Annotated in this window: 15 protein-coding genes; 10 read left to right on the forward strand and 5 right to left on the reverse strand. The window is 67.9% G+C overall.

The annotated features are described in order from the left end of the window. Nucleotides 1-9: 9 nt before the first annotated feature. From tnpC to tnpA, 3 genes are all read right to left on the reverse strand, one after another. Nucleotides 10-1,527 carry an IS66 family transposase gene (gene tnpC, locus G3W89_RS03605; RefSeq protein WP_059153614.1) on the reverse strand — a complete coding sequence of 506 codons (1,518 nt, stop codon included), beginning with the start codon at nucleotides 1,525-1,527 and terminating at the stop codon, nucleotides 10-12. A gap of 145 nt (nucleotides 1,528-1,672) precedes the next feature. Further along, nucleotides 1,673-2,014, reverse strand: a complete 342-nt coding sequence (gene tnpB, locus G3W89_RS03610; RefSeq protein ID WP_014386445.1) for an IS66 family insertion sequence element accessory protein TnpB — start codon at nucleotides 2,012-2,014, stop codon at nucleotides 1,673-1,675. Continuing rightward, a complete protein-coding gene (tnpA, locus tag G3W89_RS33605) occupies nucleotides 2,011-2,352 on the reverse strand; it encodes an IS66 family insertion sequence element accessory protein TnpA (RefSeq protein WP_014386446.1) in 342 nt (113 codons plus the stop codon). The genes tnpB and tnpA overlap by 4 nt, the downstream gene beginning before the upstream one ends. Before the next feature lie 94 nt (nucleotides 2,353-2,446). Here tnpA and G3W89_RS33610 point away from each other — a divergent pair, with 94 nt between their 5' ends. The 6 genes from G3W89_RS33610 (at nucleotide 2,447) to G3W89_RS03645 (ending at nucleotide 7,771) form a co-directional block, all read left to right on the forward strand. After that, nucleotides 2,447-2,968: a hypothetical protein gene (locus G3W89_RS33610; protein ID WP_443083146.1), complete on the forward strand. Its 522-nt coding sequence runs from the start codon at nucleotides 2,447-2,449 to the stop codon at nucleotides 2,966-2,968. 71 nt (nucleotides 2,969-3,039) lie between these two features. Beyond that, on the forward strand, nucleotides 3,040-4,398 hold the full coding sequence (gene gorA, locus G3W89_RS03625) for a glutathione-disulfide reductase (RefSeq protein WP_162572815.1): 1,359 nt from the start codon (nucleotides 3,040-3,042) through the stop codon (nucleotides 4,396-4,398). A gap of 12 nt (nucleotides 4,399-4,410) precedes the next feature. After that, nucleotides 4,411-4,758: a hypothetical protein gene (locus G3W89_RS03630; RefSeq protein ID WP_162572816.1), complete on the forward strand. Its 348-nt coding sequence runs from the start codon at nucleotides 4,411-4,413 to the stop codon at nucleotides 4,756-4,758. Between the two features lie 121 nt (nucleotides 4,759-4,879). Beyond that, the gene (locus G3W89_RS03635) at nucleotides 4,880-5,065 is read left to right on the forward strand and encodes a hypothetical protein (RefSeq protein WP_162572817.1); all 186 of its coding nucleotides are present in this window, start codon (nucleotides 4,880-4,882) and stop codon (nucleotides 5,063-5,065) included. A 38-nt stretch (nucleotides 5,066-5,103) separates the two neighbouring features. Beyond that, entirely contained in the window at nucleotides 5,104-6,621 is a 1,518-nt protein-coding gene (locus tag G3W89_RS03640) for an AMP nucleosidase (RefSeq protein WP_162572818.1), read from the forward strand. 139 nt (nucleotides 6,622-6,760) lie between these two features. Further along, entirely contained in the window at nucleotides 6,761-7,771 is a 1,011-nt protein-coding gene (locus tag G3W89_RS03645) for a Bug family tripartite tricarboxylate transporter substrate binding protein (RefSeq protein ID WP_174258230.1), read from the forward strand. A gap of 66 nt (nucleotides 7,772-7,837) precedes the next feature. On the opposite strand, the gene G3W89_RS03650 is transcribed toward G3W89_RS03645, so the two are convergent. Further along, nucleotides 7,838-8,527 carry an ArsR/SmtB family transcription factor gene (locus G3W89_RS03650; protein WP_162572819.1) on the reverse strand — a complete coding sequence of 230 codons (690 nt, stop codon included), beginning with the start codon at nucleotides 8,525-8,527 and terminating at the stop codon, nucleotides 7,838-7,840. Between the two features lie 52 nt (nucleotides 8,528-8,579). Here G3W89_RS03650 and G3W89_RS03655 point away from each other — a divergent pair, with 52 nt between their 5' ends. After that, complete coding sequence (locus G3W89_RS03655) at nucleotides 8,580-9,737, forward strand: cytochrome P450 (RefSeq protein ID WP_174258231.1); 1,158 nt, start codon at nucleotides 8,580-8,582, stop codon at nucleotides 9,735-9,737. A 15-nt stretch (nucleotides 9,738-9,752) separates the two neighbouring features. On the opposite strand, the gene G3W89_RS03660 is transcribed toward G3W89_RS03655, so the two are convergent. Then, nucleotides 9,753-10,709 carry a pyridoxamine 5'-phosphate oxidase family protein gene (locus G3W89_RS03660; RefSeq protein WP_162572820.1) on the reverse strand — a complete coding sequence of 319 codons (957 nt, stop codon included), beginning with the start codon at nucleotides 10,707-10,709 and terminating at the stop codon, nucleotides 9,753-9,755. 219 nt (nucleotides 10,710-10,928) lie between these two features. Here G3W89_RS03660 and G3W89_RS03670 point away from each other — a divergent pair, with 219 nt between their 5' ends. From G3W89_RS03670 to G3W89_RS03680, 3 genes are all read left to right on the forward strand, one after another. Beyond that, on the forward strand, nucleotides 10,929-11,813 hold the full coding sequence (locus G3W89_RS03670) for a LysR family transcriptional regulator (RefSeq protein ID WP_162572821.1): 885 nt from the start codon (nucleotides 10,929-10,931) through the stop codon (nucleotides 11,811-11,813). A gap of 61 nt (nucleotides 11,814-11,874) precedes the next feature. Beyond that, entirely contained in the window at nucleotides 11,875-12,852 is a 978-nt protein-coding gene (locus G3W89_RS03675) for an ATP-binding cassette domain-containing protein (RefSeq protein WP_162572822.1), read from the forward strand. Nucleotides 12,853-12,967: 115 nt separating this feature from the next. After that, nucleotides 12,968-13,795 carry an ABC transporter permease gene (locus G3W89_RS03680; RefSeq protein WP_162572823.1) on the forward strand — a complete coding sequence of 276 codons (828 nt, stop codon included), beginning with the start codon at nucleotides 12,968-12,970 and terminating at the stop codon, nucleotides 13,793-13,795. Nucleotides 13,796-13,816 lie beyond the last annotated feature (21 nt).

Consider the following 13,816-nt stretch of genomic DNA (forward strand, 5'->3'; position numbering starts at 1 on the left):
AGGATGGTTCTACGCGGCGGCGGCGAGCGCCGCGTTTGGCACGGCGATGTCGGTGGCAGGCCGCCAGTTGTGCGGCAGCAGCTGCGCGAGGTCGCGCTGCTTGAGCGTGGGCAGACGCTCGAAGACGTCCTTGAGGTAGGCCCAGGGATCGTGCCCGTTTAGTTTGGCCGACTCGATCAGGCTCATGACCACGCCAGCGCGCTCGCCGGCCTGCTGCGAGCCTACAAAAAGCCAATTCTTGCGGCCAACGCACAGCGGGCGCACCGCGTTCTCCGCCGCGTTGTTGTCGATTGGGACGTCGCCGTCGTCCAGGTAGCGCGTGAGCGCGCGCCAATTGCTCAGCGAATAATCGATCGCCTTGGCCGTCACGTCGGCATTGGCCAGCTTCTGGCGCTGCCCGGTCAGCCAGAGGTGCAGGGCCTGGACGATGGGCCTGGAGCGTTGCTGGCGCAGCAGCCACCGTGCCTGGGGTTCGAGTTCGCGCGCCTCGCGCTCGACCTCGTACAGCTTTGCGATCAGCGCCACCGCCTGGCCGGCGATCTGGCTGGCGTTGAACTCGTGCGCCTCGAACAGCTTGCGCCGCGCGTGGGCCCAGCATAGTGCGGCGCTGACGCCTTGCGCCTGAAGCCCAAAATAGCCGCTGTAATCGTCGCTGACCAGCGTGCCGCCGAAGCCTCGCAGCACGCGCCGCGGATGTTCGCCGGCGCGGCTGGCGGTGAAGTCGAACAGCACCGCGCGCTGGGCCACGAAGTTGGTCGTGCGGTAGACCCAGACGTAGGCCCGTTTGGTCTTGCCGCGCCCCGGCGCCAGCAGCGACACCGGCGTCTCGTCGGCGTGGATCACACCGTGGCTGAGGATGAAGCCCTTCAGTGCATCGGCCAGCGGTGCCAGACGCACCCCGCAGATGCCGATCCACTGGGCCATGCTCGAGCGCGGGATGTGCACGCCAGAGCGCGCGTAGATCTCTTCCTGCCGGTACAGCGGCAAGTGATCGTCGTGCTTGGCCACCACCACCTGCGCGAGCAGGCCCGGCGCGGGGATGCCTTTGTCGATGATCTGCGCGGGCATCGGCGCGGCCTGGATCGTCTGGCAGCACGTGCAGGCGTACTTGCCGCGGATATGGCGCAGCACGAAGAATTGGGCCGGCACGCAATCGAGCTGCTCGCTGACTTCTTGGCCGATGCGCTTGAAGGGCTGGCCGCACTCGCAGTGGGTCTGCTCGATCTCGTGATGGTGATCGATGCGCGGCAGGCTCGCCGGCAGCGCCTGGCGCACCGCCTGGCCTTTGGCCCGGGGTGGCGCTACCGGTGGCTTCTGGTCTTGCTGGGCGGCGCGGTCTTCCAGCGCCGTGTCGGCCAGGATCTGATCGAACAGCACCGCCTGCGTGCTCGTCTCCAGGCTCTCGCTGGAGGAGCCGAAGCGCCAGCGCTTCAGCCGCGCGATCTCGAAGTTCAGCGCCTCGATCCTGGTTTGCTTGAACTTCAGCTCGCCTTGCATGCGCCCGATCACATCGCGCAGCTCCTGCATCGAATCCAGTGCGCCCGGCGCATCGATCGTGTGGGTGTCCGGGCCTTCGAGCATGGCCGCCATCATGCCTCGCGCGCGCGTGCGCGCGAGGCATGACTTTCTCCAATAGACAAACGCGCAAATCCCGACCTCGAATCGAGCGCATTCAGACCACCGTGATCGACTGCGGCTGCGCGCTGCCCAGGCGCTGCCACGGCAGGCCCGCGACGAGCCAGTCGAACTGCTCGCGCGTGAGTTGAAGTGACCCCGTGTCCTGGCGCGGCCAGGCGAAGCTGCCCGCTTGCAGCCGCCGGGTGCACAGCCACATGCCCGCGCCGTCGTAGACCAGCACCTTGAGCCGGTCGGCGCGGCGGTTGGCAAACACGTAGGCGTGGTGGGCTTGCGCGCCCAGCGCGAAGCCGCGCACCACTTGGGCCAACAGCGTGTCGATGCCCCCGCGCAGGTCGGCCGCGCCAAGCGCCAGCCAGATGACGTCGATGCGAATCATCGGCCGAACTCCCGCAGCAGCGAAGCGAGTTCACGCGTGTGCGCCAGCGGCCAATGCAGATCGAGCCGGGTGCCTCCCACGTTCAATTCGACGCGCACCGATGTCGATGCGGCACCAGGCGCCACGCGGGCGGCCACGAAGCCGCTCGGCCTGGCGGCTGGCGAGGGCTCAGGGCTGACGCCGTCGAGCCGCGCCTGCCAGCGCCGCGCATGTGCGCACCAGCTTTGCAGCGTTCCCGCTGGCACCCCGTTGGCCTCGGCCCATACCTGCGCCTTCTGGCCAGAGGCACGATACGCCGCCACTTGCTCCAGGCACCGTTCCATCTGCTGTCGATCCATGTCCACCTCGTCTCGTTCGTTGATTGCGAAGACCCGAGGTTCGCAGCTTCAACGGTGAGATGAAAGATGGGTTCGCGGAACGCTTACACTTCAGTTGCAACAGCGCGCCGTCCAGGCGCAGCAGCAGCTTCAAGCGCAGCAGATGCAGCGCTTCCAGCAGCAGCAAGCGCAGCAGCCGCAGCCCGCGCCGCAGCTGCCACAAATCCAGCAACGCGACGCGCTGCGCCAGCAGCAAGAACTTCAACAGCGCGCCGCACAGGCCCAAGCTCAGCAGCAGTTCCAGCTGCAGCAACAGCAACAGCAACAGCAACATCAACAACAGGCTCTGCGCGCGCAGCAGGAGATGCAGCAGCGCGCCGCCCAAGCCCAGGCCCAGCAGCTCCAGCAGGTGCAACAGCAGCAGGCCCTGCGCGCACAGCAGCAGATGCAGGCGCAGCAGCAGGTCCAGCAGATCCAGATGCAGCAACAGAACACGCTGCGCCAGGCGCAGGAACACCAGCAGCGCGCCTTGCAGCAACAGCAGCAACAGCAGCAACAGCAGCAGCGTGCCGGCGGCGGCGATCCGCGGCAGCGCTGGACCTCGCGCGATTCCGCCCAGCAGTTCGATCGGCCCTGAAGCGGGTGTGAGCACCTGCGGCGGCAGCCTTTCCTTCGGGCGGCTACAGTCGGCCGCAAGGAGCGGCTTTCATGCGCACATTCGACTTCGACCTCTTCGTGATCGGCGGCGGCAGCGGCGGCGTGCGCGCGGCACGCATGGCGGCCCAGCGTGGCGCGCGCGTGGCGCTGGCCGAATGCGCGGAACTCGGCGGCACCTGCGTCAACGTAGGCTGCATCCCCAAGAAGCTGTACAGCTATGCAGCGGGCTATGCAGAGTCCTTCGAGGAGGCGGTCGGCTTCGGCTGGACGCTCGACACCCCCCCGCGCTTCGACTGGAACCGGCTGAAGACCCATCGCGCCAGGGAGATTTCGCGCCTCAACGGCGTCTACCGCAACCTGCTCGAAGGCGCGGGCGTCAGGCTGATCCAGGGCTGGGCATGCCTCGCCGACGCGCACACCGTGCAGATCGGCGAAAAGAAGCACACGGCGCGCCACATCCTGGTGGCCACCGGCGGCATGCCCTTCGTGCCTGAGCTCACGGGGCGCGAGCACGCGGTGGTGTCGGACGCGATGTTCGACCTCGACCCCTTTCCCAAGCGCCTGCTGGTGGTGGGCGGCGGCTACATCGCCTGCGAGTTCGCCTCCATCTTCAACGGACTGGGCGCGCAGGTCACCCAGCTGTACCGCGGGCCGCACCTGCTCAACGGCTTCGACGAGGACCTGCGCCATTTCCTGGCCAAGGAAATGGGGCGTGCCGGCATCGACATCCGCTTCAACAACGAGATCGACATGATCACGCGCGTCGACGGCGGACTGTGTGCGCTGCTCTCGCGCGGCGTGCGCGTGGAGGCCGACGTCATCCTCTATGCCACCGGCCGGAAGCCCAACACCGAGGGCCTGGGGCTGCAGGCGGCCGGCGTCGAGCTCGACGAGCGCGGCGGCGTGGTGGTCGATGCGCACTACCGCAGTTCGGTGCCCTCTGTCTACGCGGTAGGCGACGTGTCGACGACGCAGCAGCTCACCCCCGTGGCGCTGGCCGAGGCCATGGTGGTCGTGGACACCCTGTTCGGCCAAGGACCGCGCGAACTGGACTACGAGTTCACGCCCACGGCCGTCTTCACGCATCCCAACATCGGCACCTGCGGCTACACCGAGGCCGAGGCACGCGCGAAATTCGGCAAGGTCCGGGTGTTCTCGAGCGAGTTCAAGGCGCTGCGCCACACGCTCTCGCAAAGCGGCGAGCGCACCTTCATGAAGCTGGTGGTCGAGCGCGCCACCGATCGCGTGGTGGGCCTGCACATGGTGGGACCCGATGCGGGCGAGGTGGTGCAGGGCTTTGCGGTCGCGATGCGCGCAGGCGCGACCAAGCGGGTGTTCGACAGCACCATCGGCATCCACCCGACGGTCGCCGAGGAGTTCGTCACCATGCGGGAACCGATGCCCGGATAGAGGCTCGGTGCAATGAGCCCTTCCCAGCAAGGCAGCCGCGCCGGGTCGGTCTGGATCCGGTTCTGGTGGCCCACGGCCGCCCTGGAGCCGACGCCGGCGCATGCAAGCGCGCCTGAGCGTGCGGCGATCAGGACCCGCAACTACGTCTGGCTGAAGACGTACATGGACATCTACATCCTCCGCTGGGGGGCGCTGTGGGCCGCTTGCCTCGTTCTGGCGCTTGTCACGACGGACGATTCCGTGCCGGGTGCATTGTTCGCGCTGGCGCTCACCGCGACCATGATGTCCCTCTTCGGCCTCTTAGCCATGATCCTGATCTATCGCCGGGCCGCCAGGGCGCTCAAAGACCGGGCGGTGTAGCTGACGCACGAACTTCTTCTTGCCTGACACCACGCCACCGGCGCTTTGGCAACGCTGTCGATGCGCCGAATGATCCGCACGATGCCTCGCTGCGGACGACCGGCCCTACCAAGGAGCTGCCATGGACCCGAAGGAGACGAAGAACCCCTCGACAACGACCGATCGCGAGAGCGTGAAGGACAACATGGAGAAGAGCACAGAGAAGCAGCCTGGCGAGTTTCGCGACCAGGCCAACGAGGACAAGGTTGTCGAGATCGGCAAGGACCTGAAGAAGGATCCGATCAAGGGCATTGATCCCAAGCACTGACGCGATTCAGCGCCGGGCACAGGCGGCACAATCGTCTCATGCCCTACATGCCCACCTTCATCGCCCCGGCCCGCTTTTCCGATTCCGCCGCCGTTCTCGAGCAGGTACGGCTTATCTATGACAGCGGCCTCGCGCACCTGCGAGAGGCGATGCAGCGCTTCATCGCCGGCGAGAGCCTGCCGGGCCGGGTGCGTGCCTGCTATCCCTTCGTGCGGGTGCACACCCACACCGTGTCGCGCCGCACACCGGCGGCCAACGCGTGGCTGAGCTATGGCTTCGTGGCCGGGCCTGGCCGCTACGAGACCACGCTGACGCGGCCCGATCTCTTCGAGCGCTACTACCGCGAGCAATTTCGCCTGCTGCTCGAGAACCATGAGGTCGAGCTCGAGGTCGGCACCAGCACCCAGCCGATCCCGATCCACTTCTCGTTTGCGGAGAACGAGCACATCGAAGGCACCATGAGCGAAGAGAGGCGCGTGCTGATGCGCGATGTCTTCGACCTGCCGGACCTGGCCGCGATGGACGACGGCATCGCCAACGGCACCTTCGAAGCACGGCCCGGCGAGCCGCAGCCGCTCGCGCTCTTCACCGCGGCGCGGGTGGACTACTCGCTGCACCGGCTGCGCCACTACACCGGCACCGCGCCCGAGTGGTTCCAGAACTTCGTCCTCTTCACCAACTACCAGTTCTACATCGACGAGTTCGTGCGTCTGGGGCGGGAGGCGATGGCCGACGAGAAGAGCGAGTACATCGCCTTCATCGAGCCGGGCAACGTGGTCACGCGGCGCCGCGGACTGGAGGCCGGCTCGAGCGCCTTCTACGGCGCGCTGCTCGACGGCAGCCAGGGCACGCCGCCCGGGCGCCTGCCGCAGATGCCGGCCTACCACCTTGTGCGCGAGGACTGCAGCGGCATCAGCATGGTCAACATCGGGGTCGGCCCGGCCAATGCCAAGACCATCACCGACCACGTCGCGGTGCTGCGGCCGCATGCCTGGATGATGCTCGGCCATTGCGCCGGCCTGCGCCAGGGACAGCAGCTGGGCGACTACGTGCTGGCCCACGCCTACGTGCGCGAGGACCATGTGCTCGACGAGGAACTCCCGCTGTGGGTGCCGATCCCTGCGCTCTCGGAAATCCAGCTCGCACTGGAGAAGGCGGTGGCCGATGTCACCGGCATGCAGGGCACCCAGCTCAAGAAGATCATGCGCACCGGCACCGTGGCGAGTACCGACAACCGCAACTGGGAGCTCCTGCCCGGCAACCAGCCGCAGCGCCGCTTCAGCCAGAGCCGCGCGGTGGCGCTCGACATGGAGAGCGCGACGATCGCGGCCAACGGCTTTCGGTTTCGCGTGCCCTACGGCACCCTGCTGTGCGTCAGCGACAAGCCGCTGCACGGCGAGATCAAGCTGCCCGGCATGGCCAACCATTTCTACCGCGAGCGCGTCGAGCAGCACCTGCGCATCGGCATGGCCGCGATCGACGTGTTGCGGCGCGAGGGCTCGAGCCGCCTGCACAGCCGCAAGTTGCGCAGTTTTGCGGAAGTGGCGTTCCAGTAGCCTGGTACGCAGCCCATTCCGAGATTTTGTTGGCACGCGGCGCCTGTTTCTTCGTGACGGTCGCCGTGTCGGCCGCGTGGGGCGTGGCTACGATTCCTCCGTTGCAACAAATTGACACAACGTGTCAGGGAGGACTCGCATGGTTGATTCGACGCGCCGCATCTTCAACTCCTGGCTCGCCGCCACGGCCGCCGCCACCGCCGCCTGCATGACGCCGGCATCCGTGTTGGCCCAGGCCGCGAAGCCCGCCCCCGCAGCCGCTGCCGCTGCGATCCCGCGGCTGCGCATCGTCATTCCCGCCAACGAAGGCGGCGGCTGGGACCAGACCGGGCGAGCGCTCGGCGCGGCCATGACGGCCGCCGGCGCGGTGGCGCAGGTCGAGTACGAGAACATCGGCGGCAAGGGCGGCACCATCGGGCTGGCGCGCTACGTCGAGAAGTACGACGCCGACCCCGATGCCGTGCTGATGAGCGGCATGGTGATGGTCGGCGCCGTCGCGCTGCAGAAGCCCGCGGTGGACATGAGCCGCATCGCGCCGCTGGCGCGCCTGACCAGCGATTACGAGGTGGTAGTGGTGAAAGGCGACTCGCCCATCGTGACGGCCAAGGACCTGATCGCCAAGATGCGCGCCGATCCGGCCAACACCATCATCGCAGGCGGCTCGGCCGGCGGGGTCGATCACATGTTCGCGGGCATCCTGTCGCGCGCAGCCGGCAACACCTCCGCGCTGGTCTACCAGCCCTTTGCGGGTGGGGCGCAGGTCGTGTCGGCCGTGGAGTCGGGCAAGGCCGTGGCCGGTATCTCCGGCTACAGCGAATTCAGTGAAAACATCGCAAGCGGCAAGCTCCGTGCGATCGGCGTGTCGTCGAAGAATGCCTTCATGGGCGTATCCTCGGTTCGGCAACAGGGCGTCGACGCCGACCTCGCCAACTGGCGCGGCGTCTTCACCGGCAAGGCGGTGCCCGTGCAGCGACAGGCCGTGCTGCTCGACGCCGTGCGGCGTGCCGTCGCCACAGACGCCTGGCAGAAAAGCCTCAAGCGCAGCAACTGGGACGGCTACTGGATGGAAGGAAAAGACTTCCGGGGCTTCCTCGAACTGGACCAGTCGATGGCCGGCATCCTGACCTACATCCTCAAGCTGAAAAGCTGAAGCAGGTTCATCCTCGGGCCCGCCTGGAGATGCACCGGCAGGCGCCACTGATTCTCCCCGCGCCAGTCAAGGCCCGAACAGTTCAGGAATTTCACGCTGCGCCTTGGGCGTCAACGCGAGCGCGCGGCCGTCGAGCGCCTGGCGCACCCAGCCGCGGCGCAGCGACAACTGCAGGCAGGCGGCGCCCAGCGCGCCACCGAGATGCGGTCGCCGCTCGCTCCAGTCAAGACAGGCGCAGGCGAAGCGCCGGCGCGAACGGCGCGCTCCGTCGATGTCGATGCCCAGGCTTTCCAGCGCTATCGCGCCCTCGGCCGTGAGCTCGTAATCGTCGCCTCCTGCCGTAGCATGCAGCCATCCCTGGGCATGCAGCCGGTCGTGCAGCGCCACGCCGGCCGTGCCGGCCATGTGGTCGTAGCAGGTGCGTGCCGCGCGCAGCCGGCTCGGCGTGCCCGGCTTGAACTCGCTGCGCGGCGCGCCGGCCACCACCAGCAATCCCTCGAGCACCGCGGCCACCTCGCTGCCAGCAAGACGGAAGTAGCGGTGCTTGCCCTGCGCCACCGATTCGACCAGCCGCTGCTCCTTCAGCCTTGCCAGGTGGGCGCTTGCGGTGGAGGCCGCGACCTCGCCGACCGCCGCCAGCTCGGTGGCCGTGCGGGCATGGCCGTCCAGCAGGCAGCAGAGCATGCGCGCCCGGGCCGGCTCGGCGATTGCGCCGGCCAGGCGCGCCAGGTGGGTGTCGGCATTCGATGCATCCATAGTTCGATGCTAAGCGAAGTGTGGATGTGCGAGAAGGCCGACACTGCGCCACATGGAAGAACCGCACATTGCCCTGCCCGCCGACGCCGTCGCGGCCGTCACCCATCCCGACCCCTATGCCTGGTACGCGCGCTTGCGGGAAGGCCCGCCACTCATGCGCGACGCGCGCCTGGGCCTCTGGGTCGCGAGCCGGGCCGAGGTGCTGCAGGAGGCCTTCGCCAACCCTGCGTTGCGGGTGCGTCCGGCTGCAGAGCCAGTGCCGCGCGCTGTCGCGGGTACGCCGGCCGGCGAACTCTTCGGCAGGCTGGTGCGCATGAACGACGGTGCACCGCATGCCGCTCACAAGCCCCTGCTGCAGCGAGCGTTGGCCGGTCTCGAGTTGCGCGGCGTGCGCGCGGACATGCGGCGCGTTGCGGAGCAGGTTCCGGCCTCTACCGTGGCGCAGGCCTGCTTCGCCTGGCCGGTCGCGGGCGTGGCCCATCTGATGGGCTTCGCGGATGAAGAACTGTCGGTTCTTGCGGACTGGACGCACGATTTCATCGCCTGCCTCTCGCCGCTTTCCACCGAGGCCCAGCTGGACGGCGCCAGCAAGGCGGCTGCGGCGCTGATGGCGCGCTTCGAAGCCGTCGTGGCGGCACGGCCGGCACGTGAGGGCAGCCTCCTGGCGGCAGTGCGCGCACAAGCGCTCGGCGACGCATCGCACCCGCTGGTGGCCAACCTCGTCGGCCTCTTGTCGCAGACCTGCGAGGCCACCGCCGGGCTGATGGGCAACAGCCTGGTCGCGCTGGCGCGCGAGCCCGGCGCCAACGATGCGATCTCCGCCCGTCCTGAACTGCTTGCGCCGTTGGTGGAGGAAACGGCACGCCACGACCCTTCGGTTCAGAACACCCGCCGCTTCGTCGCCGAACCCACCGCCGTGGCAGGGACGCGCCTCGAGGCAGGCGACACAGTGCTGCTGGTGATGGGGGCGGCGAACCGCGATCCGCGCCTGAACGCGCAGCCCGATCGTTTCTTGCTCGACCGCGACAGTCGGCGCTTGCTGGGCTTCGGCCACGGCCCGCACGGCTGCCCGGGCCAGGCGCTGGCCTGCACGCTGGCGGCGGCGGGGGTCGAGGTGCTGCTGGCGCGTGGCCTCGATCTGCCCGCGTTGCGCGAGCGCGGCTGGGGTTATCGGCCCTCGGTCAATGCCCGCATCCCCGTCTTCCATTGAGAGGGGCGCATCGCGTCAGCGCTCTTCCGGCCAGAGACCCGTCGCCTCCAGAAAGGGCGAGAGGCTCGCCGGCCCGAAGCGAACCGGCAGCGCGCCCGGGGCATGTTGGGCAGCCAGCACTTCCATCCGCAGCAAGCGTTCGGCGCCTGCAAAGGCTTCGACCTGCGGTCCATCCCACAGCACCTCGGCTCTCACCGACAACTGCAGCAGGTCCCCCGACTCGAAGTCGACGAAGAGCAATCCGGCCACCGGATTCAGCGCGAGGTTGCCCAGCGTGTTGAAGAAGCTGTTGCCGGTGAAGTCCGGCGCCGTCAACGTGCCTTCGCCTTCGACACGCACGAAGCCCGGGCGCCCACCCCGGTGCGAGACGTCGACACCTTCGGCCGGCAAGCGTGGATTGGCCGCCGAGGGATGCGCCGTGGCGATGAAGAAGGTGTCGGCCGCACGCACCATGCGCCGGGCTTTCGCGTCCAGGCCATGCACACGCGGCCCGAAGCCCGGTGCCGGCGCGCCGCCGACGAACACCGGTTCGCGCGCCTGGATGTACCTCGGGCAGTTGCCGAAGCTCTGACCCACCTCGATCGAAAAGCCCCGTGCATCGAGCGCATGGACGGTGCCATTCAAGCGGTTGCGGCGCCGCGTATGCGGCTCGATGCCGAGCAGACCGACTTGCGCGCCGACCGCCAACGCTGCTGCGAGCGGATCGTTGGCCTGCGGCAGCACGTCGACCCGCAGATGCCGCGGGTCGGGCGAATGGGCAAAGCCGGGTGCGGCTGCCAGAACGCTGGCCCAGGGGCGCCCTTCGCCATCCAGGCTGCCGGCGACCAGGAAGGGCAGCTGTGCGAAGAAGCTACGGTGCTGCTCGGGCATGTAGTCGCGCAGTACGCGCGGCCCGATTTCCGCCATGCGCTCGGCGATGCCGGCACGCGCCTGCAGCATGCGTTCGCCTTCGTGCCAGGCAAGCGCGTTCATGTCGCCAGCCCGATGCGAAGCAGCGACAGGAACAGGCGCACGCGATGGCTGTGGCCGGAAATGGACGAGCTGTACACGGTCATCGGGCGAGCGGAATGGGCGGCGGTCATCGGCTTTCTCCTGCGAGTGTGGGATGAAGCGATTGTTCTTTGATCCGCAAGATGGAGTAATGGCGCAGGCTGCATTTCACTGCTGCGCAGTGCGGTCTAATTGCGCTCCATGGACCGTCTCAAAGCCATGCAGACCTTCGTGCAGATCGCCGAGCAAGGTAGCCTGACCAAGGCCGCCGATGCGCTCGAGAGCTCACTGCCCGCGGTGGTCCGCTCGCTGGCCGCGCTGGAGGCGCACCTCGGCGTGCGCCTCTTCCACCGCACCACGCGCCGCATCTCGCTGACCGAGGAAGGCCGCCAGTACCTGCAGAGCGCGCGCGAGGTGCTGGCTGCGGCCGACGCCGCCGACCGGGCACTGAGCCAGGAGGCGGCCGAGCCCGCCGGGCAGCTCACCGTCACTGCGCCCGTGCTCTTCGGTCACATGTACGTGGCGCCGGCCATCGTGCGTTTCCTGAAGCGCTACGACAGGATGCGTTGCAGCGTGCTGCTGCACGACCGCACGGTGAATCTGTTGGAAGAGGGCGTCGATGTCGGCATCCGCATCAGCCCGCTGGAGGACTCGTCGCTGGTGGCCCAGCAGCTCGGCACCATCCGCCGCGTGGCGGTCGCGAGCCCGGACTACCTGCGCACCCACGGCACGCCACGGCATCCGCGAGAGTTGCTGGACGCCAACTGCGTGCGCGTCCACCCGGGCGCGCCCGTGCACTTCCGCGACAACGGCCGCACTTTTGCGGTCGCGGCTCGCGGCAACCTGGAGTTCAACCACATCGCGCCGGCGGTGGAAGCTTGCGCCGCCGGCATGGGCTTCGGCTTCTTCTTCTCCTACCAGGTGCTTCCGCTGGTGGGGGCGGGGCGGCTTCGTATCGTGCTCGAGGACTTCGAGCTGGCGCCGCGGCCGGTGAGCCTGATCTACCCGCATGCGCGGCTGCTGCCGGCGCGCACGCGAGCCTTCATCGAATGGATGAAGAACGAGTTCGAGGGGCTTCGGCTTTAGCTCGCCCCCAGGTTGGCGCACTTCGTTTGCCCGGTCATGCGCCGCAAGGACGCGTCGCTTCATGGAGCCCGATGAATTTGGCCCGCTGCGCCACAATGACCCGGTGCCTACTCCGTCCGCCCCACTCTTCCAAGCGAGTCACCTGCACAAGCGCTACGGCGCGACCACGGTGGTCGACGACCTCTCGTTCACCATCGCCCCTGGCGAATGCCTGGGGGTGATCGGCCCCAACGGCGCCGGCAAGACCACCACCATCCGCATGTGCCTGGGGCTCACCGCGCCCGACGGCGGCCGCATCGAGGCGCTGGGCGGGCTCTCGATGCCGCGCGACGCACGCGCGATCAAGGCGCAGCTCGGCGTGGTGAGCCAGTTCGACACCCTGGACCCCGACTTCAGCTGCGCCGAGAACCTGATGGTCTATGCCCGCTACTTCGGCATGCGCTGGCGCCAGATCGCGCCGCGCATTCCGGAGCTGCTGGAGTTCGCTTCGCTGTCGCACAAGGCCGATGTCCGGCCGGGCGAGCTGTCCGGCGGAATGCGGCGCCGGCTGTCGCTGGCGCGCGCGCTGGTCAACGACCCGAAGCTGCTGATGCTCGACGAGCCCACCACCGGCCTGGACCCGCAGGCGCGCCATCTCATGTGGGAGCGCTTGCAGCTGCTGCTGCAGCAGGGCAAGTCCATCCTGCTGACCACCCACTTCATGGACGAGGCCGAGCGCCTGTGCTCGCGGCTGATCGTGATCGACCATGGGCGCAAGATCGCTGAAGGCCGCCCGCGCGACCTGATCGCCGAATATCTCGAGCCCGACGTGGTCGAGGTCTACGGCAATGGCGCGCTCGGGTTGGCGCAGTCGCCGCTCAAGGACTACGCCGCGCGCGTCGAGGTCAGCGGCGAGACGGTGTTCTTCTACACGCAGGATGCGCGCGGGCTGCTGAACGCACTCGACAGCCACAAGGGCCTGCGGACCTTTCATCGGCCCGCGAACCTCGAGGATCTGTTCCTCAAGCTGACAGGCCGCCAGATCCGGGAAGATGCTTGAAGATGAGCTCTCCCCCAGGTTGGCTCACTTCGTGTAGCCGCCCACCCCCTCACCGGGGGCAACACCGGCGGCCCGGCAAAGCCGGTTCCGCGGTGTTCCCCGCATGGAGAAAGACATGAGCGCCTCGATCGATGACGCACTGCCAGCCGCGCCTTCGGTGTGGCGGCCGCCCGAGCTGTCGATGCGCTGGTGGCCGGTGTTCCTGCGCAACCTGCTGGTGTGGCGCAAGCTTGCGATTCCCAGCCTGATCGGCAACATCGCCGAACCGCTGATCTGGCTGGTGGCGTTCGGCTATGGCATGGGGGCGCTGGTGGGGCAGGTGTCGGTGGACGGCGCCAAGGTGCCCTACATCCTGTTTCTTGCCAGCGGCTCGATTTGCATGAGCTCGATGAACGCCGCTTCCTTCGAGGCGCTCTATTCGGCGTTCTCGCGCATGCACGTGCAGAAGACCTGGGACGGCATCATGAACGCGCCTGTAGGGCTCGACGACGTGGTGCTCGCGGAGATGCTGTGGGCCGCCTTCAAGGCCATCTTCACCACCACCGCGATCCTGTTCGTGATGCTGGCGCTGGGCATCAGCCACAGCCCCAAACTGCTGGTCGCCTGGCTGGTGCTCGCGGGCGTCGGCGTGACGTTCTCATGCATCGCGCTGATCTTCAACGCGCTGGCGAAGGGGTACGACTTCTTCACCTACTACTTCACGCTGTTCATGACACCGATGATGTTCTTGTCCGGCGTGTTCTTTCCGCTGGATCAACTGCCTGGGCTGGTGCATCGGATCGCGAACTGGCTGCCGCTGGCGAACGCGGTGGCGCTGGTGCGGCCGCTGTTCATGGATCAATGGCCGAAGGATTGGGGGTGGCCTGCGGTTGTGCTGGTGGTGTATACGGTAGGGGCGTTCTGGGTGGCGTTGGGGCTGACTCGGAAGCGGTTTCGGGCTTGATGTTCTTTGCTCTCTGCCTCT

The organism is Variovorax sp. PBL-H6 (genome assembly GCF_901827155.1).
Taxonomy (GTDB): domain Bacteria; phylum Pseudomonadota; class Gammaproteobacteria; order Burkholderiales; family Burkholderiaceae_C; genus Variovorax.

Excerpts from the sequence above, each read along its gene's own strand:
- tnpA (WP_014386446.1), bottom strand. The coding sequence starts at position 2,352 with ATGGATCGACAGCAGATGGAACGGTGCCTGGAGCAAGTGGCGGCGTAT.
- G3W89_RS03670 (WP_162572821.1), top strand. The coding sequence starts at position 10,929 with ATGGACCGTCTCAAAGCCATGCAGACCTTCGTGCAGATCGCCGAGCAA.
- G3W89_RS03645 (WP_174258230.1), top strand. The coding sequence starts at position 6,761 with ATGGTTGATTCGACGCGCCGCATCTTCAACTCCTGGCTCGCCGCCACG.
- G3W89_RS03675 (WP_162572822.1), top strand. The coding sequence starts at position 11,875 with ATGGAGCCCGATGAATTTGGCCCGCTGCGCCACAATGACCCGGTGCCT.
- G3W89_RS03630 (WP_162572816.1), top strand. The coding sequence starts at position 4,411 with ATGAGCCCTTCCCAGCAAGGCAGCCGCGCCGGGTCGGTCTGGATCCGG.
- G3W89_RS03655 (WP_174258231.1), top strand. The coding sequence starts at position 8,580 with ATGGAAGAACCGCACATTGCCCTGCCCGCCGACGCCGTCGCGGCCGTC.
- gorA (WP_162572815.1), top strand. The coding sequence starts at position 3,040 with ATGCGCACATTCGACTTCGACCTCTTCGTGATCGGCGGCGGCAGCGGC.
- tnpC (WP_059153614.1), bottom strand. The coding sequence starts at position 1,527 with ATGCAGGAGCTGCGCGATGTGATCGGGCGCATGCAAGGCGAGCTGAAG.
- G3W89_RS03635 (WP_162572817.1), top strand. The coding sequence starts at position 4,880 with ATGGACCCGAAGGAGACGAAGAACCCCTCGACAACGACCGATCGCGAG.
- G3W89_RS03650 (WP_162572819.1), bottom strand. The coding sequence starts at position 8,527 with ATGGATGCATCGAATGCCGACACCCACCTGGCGCGCCTGGCCGGCGCA.
- G3W89_RS03640 (WP_162572818.1), top strand. The coding sequence starts at position 5,104 with ATGCCCTACATGCCCACCTTCATCGCCCCGGCCCGCTTTTCCGATTCC.
- G3W89_RS03660 (WP_162572820.1), bottom strand. The coding sequence starts at position 10,709 with ATGAACGCGCTTGCCTGGCACGAAGGCGAACGCATGCTGCAGGCGCGT.
- tnpB (WP_014386445.1), bottom strand. The coding sequence starts at position 2,014 with ATGATTCGCATCGACGTCATCTGGCTGGCGCTTGGCGCGGCCGACCTG.
- G3W89_RS03680 (WP_162572823.1), top strand. The coding sequence starts at position 12,968 with ATGAGCGCCTCGATCGATGACGCACTGCCAGCCGCGCCTTCGGTGTGG.